Origin of the sequence: Proteus sp. G2300, from assembly GCF_009915965.1 — a bacterium.
In the GTDB taxonomy this organism is placed as follows: domain Bacteria; phylum Pseudomonadota; class Gammaproteobacteria; order Enterobacterales; family Enterobacteriaceae; genus Proteus; species Proteus vulgaris.
The window spans coordinates 428095-440113 of sequence record NZ_JAABNK010000023.1; the positions used below are offsets into that span (position 1 = coordinate 428095).

Annotated in this window: 12 protein-coding genes; all 12 read right to left on the bottom strand. The window is 41.9% G+C overall.

Going from position 1 to position 12019, the window contains the following annotated elements; translation table 11 throughout:
- Nucleotides 1-9: 9 nt before the first annotated feature.
- From GWI97_RS13475 to GWI97_RS13530, 12 genes are read right to left on the bottom strand one after another with little or no spacing between them, the layout of a single operon-like run.
- Nucleotides 10-3075: a hypothetical protein gene (locus GWI97_RS13475; protein WP_237585392.1), complete on the bottom strand. Its 3066-nt coding sequence runs from the start codon at nucleotides 3073-3075 to the stop codon at nucleotides 10-12.
- 2 nt (nucleotides 3076-3077) lie between these two features.
- Nucleotides 3078-3626 (bottom strand): hypothetical protein, encoded by a 549-nt coding sequence (locus tag GWI97_RS13480; RefSeq protein WP_004243338.1) that lies wholly within the window; start codon nucleotides 3624-3626, stop codon nucleotides 3078-3080.
- On the bottom strand, nucleotides 3626-4096 hold the full coding sequence (locus tag GWI97_RS13485) for a hypothetical protein (RefSeq protein WP_237585393.1): 471 nt from the start codon (nucleotides 4094-4096) through the stop codon (nucleotides 3626-3628). The genes GWI97_RS13480 and GWI97_RS13485 overlap by 1 nt, the downstream gene beginning before the upstream one ends.
- 1 nt (nucleotide 4097) lies before the next feature.
- On the bottom strand, nucleotides 4098-6560 hold the full coding sequence (locus GWI97_RS13490; RefSeq protein WP_161752031.1) for a hypothetical protein: 2463 nt from the start codon (nucleotides 6558-6560) through the stop codon (nucleotides 4098-4100).
- Nucleotides 6560-7165, bottom strand: coding sequence for a hypothetical protein (locus GWI97_RS13495; protein ID WP_004243342.1), 606 nt, complete (start codon nucleotides 7163-7165; stop codon nucleotides 6560-6562). Before GWI97_RS13495 ends, GWI97_RS13490 begins: the two co-directional genes overlap by 1 nt.
- Nucleotides 7166-7216: 51 nt before the next feature.
- Nucleotides 7217-7558 carry a hypothetical protein gene (locus tag GWI97_RS13500; RefSeq protein ID WP_099660564.1) on the bottom strand — a complete coding sequence of 114 codons (342 nt, stop codon included), beginning with the start codon at nucleotides 7556-7558 and terminating at the stop codon, nucleotides 7217-7219.
- 8 nt (nucleotides 7559-7566) lie between these two features.
- Entirely contained in the window at nucleotides 7567-7998 is a 432-nt protein-coding gene (locus GWI97_RS13505; protein ID WP_161752032.1) for a Bbp16 family capsid cement protein, read from the bottom strand.
- A 58-nt stretch (nucleotides 7999-8056) separates the two neighbouring features.
- A complete protein-coding gene (locus tag GWI97_RS13510; RefSeq protein WP_161752033.1) occupies nucleotides 8057-9037 on the bottom strand; it encodes a major capsid protein in 981 nt (326 codons plus the stop codon).
- Between the two features lie 15 nt (nucleotides 9038-9052).
- On the bottom strand, nucleotides 9053-9730 hold the full coding sequence (locus GWI97_RS13515; RefSeq protein ID WP_161752034.1) for a peptidase: 678 nt from the start codon (nucleotides 9728-9730) through the stop codon (nucleotides 9053-9055).
- Between the two features lie 28 nt (nucleotides 9731-9758).
- Entirely contained in the window at nucleotides 9759-10073 is a 315-nt protein-coding gene (locus GWI97_RS13520; protein ID WP_161752035.1) for a Bbp19 family protein, read from the bottom strand.
- Entirely contained in the window at nucleotides 10070-11734 is a 1665-nt protein-coding gene (locus tag GWI97_RS13525) for a portal protein (protein ID WP_161752036.1), read from the bottom strand. The genes GWI97_RS13520 and GWI97_RS13525 overlap by 4 nt, the downstream gene beginning before the upstream one ends.
- Before the next feature lie 9 nt (nucleotides 11735-11743).
- Nucleotides 11744-11953 (bottom strand): hypothetical protein, encoded by a 210-nt coding sequence (locus GWI97_RS13530; protein WP_020945812.1) that lies wholly within the window; start codon nucleotides 11951-11953, stop codon nucleotides 11744-11746.
- Between the last annotated feature and the right edge of the window lie 66 nt (nucleotides 11954-12019).

A 12019-nucleotide genomic window follows, 5' to 3' on the forward strand; every position in this document is an offset into this window, starting at 1 on the left:
TCATTCCCCCTATTTAACCATTTTTTGTCTTGGGTCTGGATTAAACTCAGGTGTGAGGGTATGAAAAAAGATACCTTTTTCTACTTTCATCGGTGGATTATCAGGATCGATGAACTCCCACCCCTCTCTTTGTGCCCTTGCTCTTTCTATATTTTTTTCTTTTTCTCTCATAATAGCTTTATACATCGGGGATGATGATTGCTCAGGTTTAAAGCGAATAGGTAAGCCGTTATCTCCCGTGTATGGACGATAAATAGGGATATCATCACTACCGGTTTGTTTTATCATTATGCCGTAGCTGTAATCTCTTGGTGTCACTGCATCAGAGACAATAACGATTTCAGTGCCAGAAGAAGCGCCACCAAATGACTTAGACATTAATTGCTTTTTCTCTTCTTCCCATTGTCCAGCGATCCAGTTGCCAGCACCTGATTCATTAATACCGTATACGGCTTCTGGTGCATAACGCATAACTTCTTCACTGCCATTGATATTAGATACCGCCCATGTTCTTTTAATTTGAGCGTTGGTCATTCTCTTGGCTAGTTCTGCATCACCGCCTGTTTCAGCAAAGTTAGCGTCATACAGTGTTTGATAGTCACGTAAGTAAGCACCATTTTGTGTACCAGGCTTACTGACGTTTGGTGAAGAAAATGGTTTATACCAAGGGTAAAAATCATTGATATTAGATTGTGCTGCCTTATCTCTATCCTTGATATATCCTTTATCCCTGATTTGAGAAGCGATCATTTGCTTAGTGCGTTCATCTTGTTCAAATGTCGTCTTAAATGCAGTTTCTACCGCTTTCTCATCAGGCATACCCGCACGACTTAAACTATATACTTTTGAGTAATACGCCATTGTGCTTGATGGGATATCCGTAGCTGATGCCGGATTGTTATCAAATATCTGCCCATACATTTTCGCGATAGGAAGAACAACTTCAGGATCTTTAGATGTTGCCCCCATATTCAATACAGATTTAACTTGTGATGGGATAATCCCTGTTCTTGCAGTAAGTTCAGCAACGGCATTTAAGCTATTATCATCACGCAAATTAAAGCTCTGCTGAATATGTTGTTCAAAGTAATCATCTGCTGCTTGCTGATTATTCTTATCATTAGGATCAAGCGGAAAGTTATTTTGTATTGAAAGTTGTAATCGGTTAGCTGCAAACTGTTTATCTTGTTCGTTGATATTACCTTCAACGAACTTACCAAATTTCTCCCAACGTTGAATTTTGCTTTCGTAGTTTGCTTCTCCCGTTTGAGGTCTAATTTGTGATAACAAAGCTTGCTGTGCTTGTGGAGACATCTCTTTAGCTGCTGACATAAAACCAGCATAACGTTTAGCTTCTTGCATATCAGCAGACATAGCTGAACCTTTGTCATAGCCAAACGCAGAGATTAATTCATCATGAGTAGGCGCATTAGGTGCTTCAAGTCCTCTTTCCCATGCTGCGTAAGAGTCAGCGACTCGAGTACCGAATTGTTGTTGTAACTCACCTTGCTTTTGCTTACGTAGTTGTTCTGCTTGTCGTAAATATTTTGCTTGGTCAGCTTCATCTAAGGCATCGAAAGCGGCAGATCCAGTTAATAGTTTTGGTGCTTCTGATGTCGCTTGTAATTCAACAAAACCAAGTGCTGACTGTATACCTGTTGCTATCTGCTCATCAGTGTAATTAACACGGTTACGCCCATTCTCTTTATACATTATCGCTGTCGATAAATGTGTTAAGGTATCTAAATTCGTTAAATCTAATGGCTGATTAGGTGCAACACCGAGGTAATCAGATACATACTCAATGTATGCCTGAGTATCATTATTATCTTCTGGTGGCGCCCAACGATTAATAATCTGCTCAGGTGTAACGAAACCTTGTCGAGCATAAGAAAGTAGATTTTTACCTAATGCTCTAATGCCGTGCTCAGGTGTGGCAAACTTAGCAAATGCACCATCATCACCGGTTTGCCCTACCCATTTATTGCTAGATATACGAATATTACCAGGGTTGTTGTTTCTAACGCCTCTTGTATCACCGTTACTAGGTGTATACATATTCTCTTGCTGTTTATGCAGATTATCAGCGTAAGCAGTTGCATCTTCTGGGTTATCAAAAATTCCTAAGTGCTTACCTGTTTGCTCGTATAACGCAATGGCTTCATCATCAGATAACAGCTTGCCATCGTCACTTACGGTAGGTATTAGCACTTCACCATCATCAGTACCAATAGAAATCGTTCTTACTGTACTAATTGAGCCGTCTTCGTTTTTAACTGTTGGTCTATTGAGTAAGTTAATATTGCCCTGCTGGGTCATTCCTTTAACTTTACTAACAGTACCACCATAGAACGCATTATTTCTGGTAGCACCACCAAGGCTTGAAGGTTCTCCATTTCGTTCTAAGAACCCCATATAATCAGCACCGAGTTGATTTTCAATCGCTTTACGAGCAGTTGCCACTTTGAATTCTTGTTTCTTGGCGAGGATCTGCTCTTCACCCCAACCGTGTGATAATCCAAACTCTTCTATTTGCTGAAACACTTGTTTATGTGCAGAGATATAAGCCTGATTATCTCCGTACATTGATGCGGCAGACTCTGCATTTAATGTTAGCGTTGATTGAAACTGATCTTGTTCATAAGCTTTGATTTGCCCCATCTCATGACGATTAGCTTGTGATGCAAACTGAACACCCATTTCTTGCACTTGTTGCATAAAGCTTTGTCGAACAATATCGTCAGGCAGTGTTGATGATATTTCACCGGCATAATCACGAAATGACTGTTCGTACTCAGATGCTTTACCAATCGCATTCTTACCTTGCTGAGAAAGTAATCCATTTTGCGGATCGGTCATCAGTTCATTGGCTTTTTGTCGTAGCTGTAATGCGGCATCTTGCGCCAGTGCAACATTGGCTCTTTGTTTTGCTTCTGCAAATAAACCGACATATTGCTCACCAGCACGACCAAAGCCAGCGCCAAAAGCATCAGGTGATGATTGAACAGAAAACCCATTATTTGGTAACTGCTCAGGCATAACCGTTCTATTATCGTATGTAGGAACCTTTGGCATAATTAAAATCCTTTTGGTGCTTTAGCAAATGTCTTGCCGGCTTTCGCAGCACCTGAGCCACCACCACCGAACGGACTCCATGTACCACCAGCCAACTGATACGCGCCATAAGCTTGAATAGGTGCTGTTAATAACGTTGTCATTGCACCCATATTGCCTGAGCGTCTTGCCATTTTTGCATTAAGGCGATCATTCTCAGCTTGCATACGATAGCCATACGCTTCACGAGAAGCGTTATTTACCATAGTTAACGCATCGAGCTCACCCATTGCGGCAGTATCACCCAAAATATCTAAAGCACCCGCAGTACTTAAATCAATGCCACTGGCTGACATTGTTGCCGCCTGTGTGCCGGCCAATTGGCGAGTACGTCTACGCTGTTCTTGTGCCTGAGCATTTCCTTTATTAATTGCATCAAGTGCAGCATCTTCATTAATTTTGGCGTTTTGATTGGCCACTGATGCTTGAAATTTACCATCGGTATATTGTCCGTATGCTTGCAACGCAGAAGTACCAATTACTGCTGCCGCTAATGTTGTTGGTTCACACATTATTTAGCCCTCAATGTAAAACGATGGAAAGGTAACTGAAGTAAACCTGCTGGCTTTGCTTCTTCAATCTGAAACCCCAACCAATGGAGCCAAGCCTTAGCAATATGATTACGTTCATCGACATAATTCATCAGTGTTGGGTATTGCACTAACATCTGTTTTAAGATGGGTTTACAGCGTCGTAGAAAGGTTTTCTGATGTTGCTCTAATAAGTCAGTCCCCACCAACCAAGGAACACCTAAACCAGTAAGTAATGAGCCAGAAGCAACACCAAAAATAGTCACCACCTCATCATTAATAATGCCGGCATAGGCTTTAGTAGAAACAGATAAGCCATGTCGTAATACCTGTTCAGGTGTTTGCATTGACATAGCGTAGAACTCATCAACATCAGCTTGTCTTACATGTGGCAATAAACGAACGATATGTTCATGAGTGGCAGGAATAATTTGTACATGATGTTTTTTCATATCAGAAACCACCAGCATCAATACGCGGAATAACAGAGAGCACCGCTAACGGTAAAGGATCAACCTGTCTAATAAAGACACGTCCGTTTTTGCTCCAATCTGCATCTAAATTAATTTCAACAATGCCTGTGGCATCATCGACAGGATTGTCGTAAAACTCGAATTGACGTTGAGGATACTCATATAACCGTTCTTTTTCAGTACCAGCCCAAATACCCCGACTACTATTTACAATTAAGCTGGTAACCTTAATAAGCTTCTTCTTATCAAGTAATGTTTCTTGCCCATTGATATGGATATCAAGCGTTTCTAATTCGCTGGTAATAGGTAATCCGATATGTACCACGGCTGATGGTGTATCAATTTCCACTGCGCCATTGGTGACAATAGCCTGTGGTGAAACATTAGCGTCAGAAAGAATATTAACTGTCTTACCTTCAAGATGATTTAAGCCAGCAAAGCGATAGCGGGCAATACTCCATTCAGTAGTGGGCGTATTTTGTAATGCTGGTGGAATATTGCGATTAGCAGAAATAACCACTTGATTTGCAGATACATATTGAACAATCTTACAGCGAAGCTCTTTATGTTCATTATCTTCAAAATAAGGAATATTGACGGCACTACCAATATCAGAAGCACTAAAGACCGGATTGCCTGAAATCACTAATTGATAGTTTTCTTGATAGTTCCACTCACCTGATCCACCCGTGATGGTTGCTGTTTTTACATCATTTGTGTTTCTACCGTCATAACTTAAGCCTGAATCCACAAAGAAAGCATCTTCTGTACGAGTAAATAAACGGCTAGCCAAGCGCTCTACATATCGAACCTGTTTGCCGTTTACTGTACGCTGGACAATAAAATAAGCTGAGTCTTCATTGCCTTCACTGATCGAACACGTTGACTCAAATTTCCCTTCTGTCGATTGTGGCGCCCATGCAAAAACTTGTTGTTCTCTTAAATAGGTTAAAGCCAGCATTAACCCATCGTCACGAATGCACCATGCAATAGAATATGGAACCGTAGTAAATGACCAATCAACAATACGGTGGCGTTGAAATAGGTGATTTGCCAACATAGTTAAGTCAGTGCCTTGATACCCATCCACATCAAAGGAATACGATAAATCACGCACAGCACTGCCTTTCTCTTGTATATAAAGCGCAATATTCGCAACAGAGATTGGCGGTAAATCACTTGAGCCGTTAGCCCCTTGTGATGACATTGAAAAACTGGAAGGTGTAAGTACTTTGTTCTGATCGCCTGTGATTTGATATTCACCACCAGAGGTCAATGCCACCAGCGAACCGACATCAATCAAATGGCGAATTTCATTAACTTGACGACCTGCATATGTGTAGATAATGCGATCATCATCTTGGATAGGGTTGTTGCGTCCAAAGTCCTTATAGTCACCGCTACGACTGGCCCATATCGTTTGTGGGTAGGCACGAGAGCCAGCAAAGAATAAACGTTGTTGATAATAAACAACGGTGCTTGGATAACCATCAACATCATTCCACACTGCACGCGCCCATTTATGGCTTGCATTATCTTCACCAACGGCATTGGATGGAATATAAGAGATCACCTTTCCTGTGGCTGTTTTGCCATCTTCACTAACTGTTTCAATTTTTACGATACCAAAACCACTATGCAGATATTCCCACTGTATCCCTGTATCACCCCCCCAACCATCCCAGCTCATTCCTTCCGTGTGTGACGGTCTTAGTGTTCCTGTTTTACCGCCACTATTGGCACGATAGTAGTTACTGTCAGCTCGGCGTTGATCATTAAGGTTGGTTGTTTTATCTGTTTCCCATACAGGAACCGCATCAATATCACGTTGTTCTAGATAGAACTGTTTACCTATTTGCTCGGTACCAAAAATATCATGCGTAGACGTTAACGTAATTTGCCCCGTGCTTGCACTGGCATAAACTTTCATTGCCTTATCGGTATTGATATCTTCAAAGGGGCCATTCTTTGTTTCAACGGAGACTAACTTCCAATCATCATGATCGTAACGCTGTAACTCCATTGGTGGATAATCAGTATGAACAATCGTCATAACATCGGCTGATTGCGTATACTTCAAATCAAATAAATCAGCTTCTTTATAAGGTGTCGCTAATTCAAACACTTCGCCTTTATGTTCACCATCAGCATAGAGAACCTGCCCACCATCTTTAAACACGCGAATATAACGATCACCAAACTCTAACGCATAGGTTTGTACGGTGCTGAATTGGAAAGGAATAAGGCGAGACTTCTTATTTTGATACTTTGTTTCAGCAATAAATCGTGTGCCTGGTCTATTCTCAACGCCACCATATTGACGAACAATAAAGTTATGGCACTTGCGCAGTGCAGTTGAATACTTCGCAAGATCAACACGACCATATAGGCTTGGTGCAATTTCACCGCCTGAAAAACTAGGTTGAATAAGACTAAATGGCATTATGACAACCTCGCTTGTGTGAATTCATCCATATAATCAGTTGGCTCTGCTGACTCACTTAATGAATGTGCTGCCGCGCTTTTAATAACACCTTGGTAAATTTGTAGTGCTTCACCACCAATACCCGCATTTGATGCCAATGGACGAGCCAATTCAGCAGCTAAACGCCATGCAAGGGCATCTTTAAATAACGCATCAAACATATTGACGTCAGTAATACGTGCAACATACTCAAGCCATGCACTAGGATGATCAGTAAAAATTAATCGACCAGTACCATTTTCATCTGAACCAACATGAAAATGGATTGCCGTATCTGGTCTACGGTACTTTTGATGAGGTTCAACAATACCAATGGCTTTTAGACAATCATTAGGATAGCGATAGGCATACGCCCAATTAGGTGGGGGATTATTTGTATTGGCTAATGCCACCTTTTTAGTCGCAAAGTTCCAAGGAAAATCGGCAAGCACACTATCACGGCATTGCGCATAATGAAGGTTACATTGAACGGCTTCTTTGCTGGCTTCAGTCATGCTATTAATTGAACGACTATTACCAATGCGACTTAATGCAATATTGCAAATTTCAATTTCTGAGGCCATATCATTTATCTCCAATAAAAAAGGGGCTTCCGCCCCCTTTATCATCGGGGGTTAAACCCCAAGTTCTTTCCGCTTTTCATCTATTGCGGTGCGCATTTTATCTGCGCCCATATTGTGATGAGGTGCTTTACCAAATAGCTGGGTATATTGCTCACGAAGCACATCAAGGCTTGAATCAATTGCCACACCTGAACCGCTAACAGCAATATTACTTATGCCTTCACCAGTATTATCACCAGCCCCATCAGCCACACTATGAGTATTAAGTCGAGCATCAGCGCCACCAATTAACGCTAAGTTATCGCCAGCTATACCGTCGTACTCAACCTCTTCACCGATTTCAAGTAGACGCCCAGCGATAAATGATTTTTTTAAAACCTTATATCGTGACATGTCACACCTTATTGAGTTACAGCATCGTAAATAGGATGAGCATCAACAGTTAGGTTAATGCCCGCAGTGAACTTACCCGCCGTTAATGGACCTTCTGCAACAACATATTGCAGGCGCAGGTACTTCAAAACGCCTTGAGGTACTTTCGCCACAATACGTTTACCTGCATTTAAATCAGCAATTGGTATTGCCACAGATTCAAAGATAGATTTAGCATCAGAGAATTTATCGTCTGTCGCGGTTTCTAAATTAATTTGAACCGTCGCTTCACCTGCAGCTTTAGCCTGTTCAGTCACTTGTGCAAACAGCTCTAATGGCTCACCAATACCGATATCACGAAATGCGCCATGCACTGGCGTTAAGTCGATAATTTGCTTACTTACAGCAGATGCAGTAACCGCCTGATCCAGTGAAAAAAGCGTTTCTTTATCTAAAATCATTTTGACTATCTCCAAATAAATGAAAGTTAGCGGAGCCGTTAAACGACACCGCAATAACTTATTCCACCTGATCTTCAGTCGTTAAGATGGCATCAACACGGCGAACAGGAATTTCATCGAATGAAACAACTTTCTTACCGGCAACTTCTGCCATAGAAATATTGACGTTTTTGCTGTTTTTAATTTGGCGACGCATCCAGCTACGGATTTGCTGGTTACAATAAAAAACAGGACGCCCCATAAAGAGGTTAGGGATCTTCTCAATTGCTTGAATAAACAAGTCTGGTAAATCGAGTGTGTCCGCTTTTTCTGGATCTTTACCAATTTTGGATAAATCAATATTGGCGATACGGACAACATAACGCCAGTCACGAACTGAGATACCATTTTTCCATTGGAAGTGAGTACGAAAGCCTTGGTATTTACCTTTGTTCTCATCTTCTAAAGTAACTTCACCTAAATGATTTTGCTCTAAACCTGCTTTAGAACCTTTAGGGAAAATACCGTGAACCGTGTTTTCCCCCCATACGACTAACCACACAGAAGTTAAGTTACTGCCAGTACCACCAGCATCAATGATGTTGACTGCATTCTTTGCTTTCATATCGTTAAAGCGTGCAGCTAAACCCGTAAAGCGCTGAGGATGAACCGTCGCATCACCATAAATAACCGTTTCAGCCATTTGCTGGTTCATTGACTCTAAGAATGCAATTGATTCAGACAATAGAAATTCATTCTTTTGCCCGTTCAAGTTAGCAAGATCTTTATCAACCTCAGAATAGGTTTCCAGCATACCAATCGCATCAGTAACCTGTGCTGTGGTTGATTTGCTTGGCGGTACACCATAATTAAGCAAACGCCATGTTGCAGATGGTAAACCAGTACGAACAGTTGTACGGTGACCCGTTGGTAAGTTACCTTCAACGAAAACCATATCATCAAGGATTTCATTAGACTGATTCAGCAATTCGACGATCTTCGCTTGCTTGCTGTCAGGGCCTTGTCGTTTAGCCCAATCAACGAGAGTTAAAGCAGGCATGTTATTTCCTCTTTGTTATCCAAATAAAACATCAGCAGCACTTTTACTGCCGTTACTGTTGCCAGTGACAAGACCGTCCTCTGACATTGCTTTGCCAATACCGGCAAAGATACGAATAAGCTCAGGATGATTACCTAGTCCTGATTCTTCTAAATACTGTTTCAGTTCAGGTGAACCGAACTTATCCATTGCTTTTTGTGCCGCACCGATAGATTCAGCGGAACCAAGCTCTTTATCTGCTTTAACAGTTTCAGCCCATTGCTCTGTCTGTTTTTGCCAACCTTCAGCAAGTTGCTTATTAATCGCTGGCATGATTTTAGAGCCATAAACATCAACCAGTTTTTGCGCTTGTTCGTTGTTTAAATTCAGCTCACGAGCAATCGGCTCAAAGACGTCTAATGCACCCTTATCAAGTTCTTGCCCTTCTTCTGGTGCTTTAAACTCATACTTTTCAGGCGCACCTACATCTGATTTATTGGCATCATTTTTCTTATCAGCCGGCTTGCCCTGCTCTCCACCATTCTCTTTTTCAGTGCTTTTAGTAGGATCATCACTGTTTGCTGGTGGCTCATTTTTATTTGTTGCTGATGTTTCTTGAGTAGGTTCCGTTGCAGTACCGCCACCACCTTCACCTCCCTCGCCGTGTTGCTCGTTATACAAGCGACGCATGATTAGTTTCTGCCATAAGTTCATGACTGTTTCTCCCATTCTTTAAATCTGGTTAAACGCTTGGTGTAACTGCTTCATTTGCCATTTGCGCATAAAGCTCAGGGCAAACTTGGTGTAATTGCTTGAAAACTTTTAACCCATAGTTACGCTCACCCTCTCTAAAGGCAGTTGCATAGGGATCGTTAGAAAAAGAGCTACGAAATACGCCAGAGTCAGAAATCAAACGCCAAATAACAGCACGCCCAGCTTCTGTGGACATAACCTCTTTTAGCTGTTGTTCTTCTTTCTCTTGCCTATTTTTTCGTTGAATATCGTATTCGGTGCGAGCAATTCTCTCGTCTTCATACGCATCGAATGGATGTGTCATTGAGCACCTCCACCAGCCATAGCGGACAAGGCACTATCATTATCAAGATTGGTATCACTGAGCGTTTTAGCACCATCAATAGCGGACTGCGCCATTTGCATCTGAGCCATTTGTTGTTGCTGTGCTTGTCGTTGTTGACGTATGGCTTGTACTTGCTCATTGGTTGCAACGATAGTTGGAGAGACACCAATAGCAGACGCATAATTATCAATAGCATCATCAGCATTAAGCTTATCAAGGGCTTCAGGCTTAACTTTTGCCAGATTGCCAACAAAGCCAGCAAAGCGTTCGATACTGCCAACGCCAATCGCTTTCTGTGCCTGAGCCATTACAGAAATGTACTCAACCTTTAGATCCATTCCCTGCATTTCATCAGGTGCAATGGGAAGTAAGTTTTTATTTACTAAGATTGAGAAAGTGCGATTAATCAGTTTGTCGAGTAACTCAGAATCAAGGCGTTGCAGAACAGGCCCTAATTGCAATAGCTTCTCTTCACGCATTTCAACAACGGCTTCAATCGGCATAGAGCGCGTATTCACCATTTGCATCATGCGGAACAAATCAACAAAGTAAGCTGTATCAATCAGTTGACGGGTATCTTGAACATCTTCAAGTAGTGCTTTCAATGCTACGGGTTGAACATCAAAAATCGTTTGAATTTTATTAGTAGGATTTGCCTCATCAAGATAGTTAATGCCTCCGGGTATGGTATTTACCCGTTGGTTTTTTAATGAGGCTGGCACTTGTAAAGGTGGATTGGTCAGCTTATCAATCATCTGCGCTTTACGCTTTTGCATTAATTGAAGTGCTTTAGTACCACCTAACGCCAACATACCAGGACAGGATGAACCGTAAACGTCCTCGCCGTTCACTTCCCAGCGTGGTGCCATGATCGGGAATTCATCATAGCCAGATTCACGTAACACTTTCTCGTTATCACCCGCCACTTCAAGATAAACGGATTTAAAAGGCTTATGCTTCGCCTCTAACTTTCCTGTTTGTCGCTCAAGGTTTGGATATACAGCATGAACCACCTCAACCCATTGGCTGTACTGGCTTGAATTCCACATTGATTTAACAGTATCACTGACGCTATCAAGCCCAAACTCCATCACCAACTGACGAACGGTCATCGTAAATTTTCGATAGCAAACATCAACACTTAGGCTTGGGCTATTCGCAATGTAGTAACTGCCAAGAGGGAAATGAACAGTACGAATAATACGCTGGCTATCTTCAACAACTGCCATTGCAGCAGTGCCGAAAGTACCTAAATCACCATACATCAACGGTAATGACTGATAGAGATTAGAACGATTGAACACCTCGTTCATACGCTGTTCGGTGGTTTCTAGCCAAAGTTTTACAGGGCCATAATCCATTAAATCAGGATCAGGTGTCGCTAAACGAAACCAAGGACGAGCAGGACTTGTAATGCCTGACATCATTCCACTGGAAAGTACCGATGAAGCTAAAGACGCCGTAGGGTCAATGATCTTACTATTACGGCGATCTCCTCGATTAACATCAGACGCAGTAAAGCGCGTACTACGAGGACGAGTGAAATCTGACAATTCACGCCAATGCGGTTCAAATGAGCTACGCTCTGTTTCCAACTGATTAAATTGTTGCAGTAGCTGTTGTTTCAATGGCGTTGACATAGTCACCCCTTATTGACCAAGTAAGGTTTTACCGCTGGTGGATGCTGAACTTGTCGCACCCTGCGCACCTGTTAGTAACGTAGACTTACGACCTGCGGCTGCACGGCGACGACGCATTTCATCATCACGACTACCCGTTACTGCCGCATCTTGTTCTTGAGGTGCTGCCTGAACTGGTGGAGGAGTAGTAATTTTTGGAGTTGAGCCTAATCCGCACATAATTCACCCATAGATTAAATTAACCAATATTGCATATTAAATTAATAATACATGCTATTTGACAAT

Coding starts and splice junctions, on each gene's coding strand:
- GWI97_RS13495 (WP_004243342.1), bottom strand. CDS start 7,165: ATGGCCTCAGAAATTGAAATTTGCAATATTGCATTAAGTCGCATTGGT.
- GWI97_RS13475 (WP_237585392.1), bottom strand. CDS start 3,075: ATGCCAAAGGTTCCTACATACGATAATAGAACGGTTATGCCTGAGCAG.
- GWI97_RS13485 (WP_237585393.1), bottom strand. CDS start 4,096: ATGAAAAAACATCATGTACAAATTATTCCTGCCACTCATGAACATATC.
- GWI97_RS13480 (WP_004243338.1), bottom strand. CDS start 3,626: ATGTGTGAACCAACAACATTAGCGGCAGCAGTAATTGGTACTTCTGCG.
- GWI97_RS13500 (WP_099660564.1), bottom strand. CDS start 7,558: ATGTCACGATATAAGGTTTTAAAAAAATCATTTATCGCTGGGCGTCTA.
- GWI97_RS13520 (WP_161752035.1), bottom strand. CDS start 10,073: ATGACACATCCATTCGATGCGTATGAAGACGAGAGAATTGCTCGCACC.
- GWI97_RS13510 (WP_161752033.1), bottom strand. CDS start 9,037: ATGCCTGCTTTAACTCTCGTTGATTGGGCTAAACGACAAGGCCCTGAC.
- GWI97_RS13505 (WP_161752032.1), bottom strand. CDS start 7,998: ATGATTTTAGATAAAGAAACGCTTTTTTCACTGGATCAGGCGGTTACT.
- GWI97_RS13490 (WP_161752031.1), bottom strand. CDS start 6,560: ATGCCATTTAGTCTTATTCAACCTAGTTTTTCAGGCGGTGAAATTGCA.
- GWI97_RS13530 (WP_020945812.1), bottom strand. CDS start 11,953: ATGTGCGGATTAGGCTCAACTCCAAAAATTACTACTCCTCCACCAGTT.
- GWI97_RS13525 (WP_161752036.1), bottom strand. CDS start 11,734: ATGTCAACGCCATTGAAACAACAGCTACTGCAACAATTTAATCAGTTG.
- GWI97_RS13515 (WP_161752034.1), bottom strand. CDS start 9,730: ATGAACTTATGGCAGAAACTAATCATGCGTCGCTTGTATAACGAGCAA.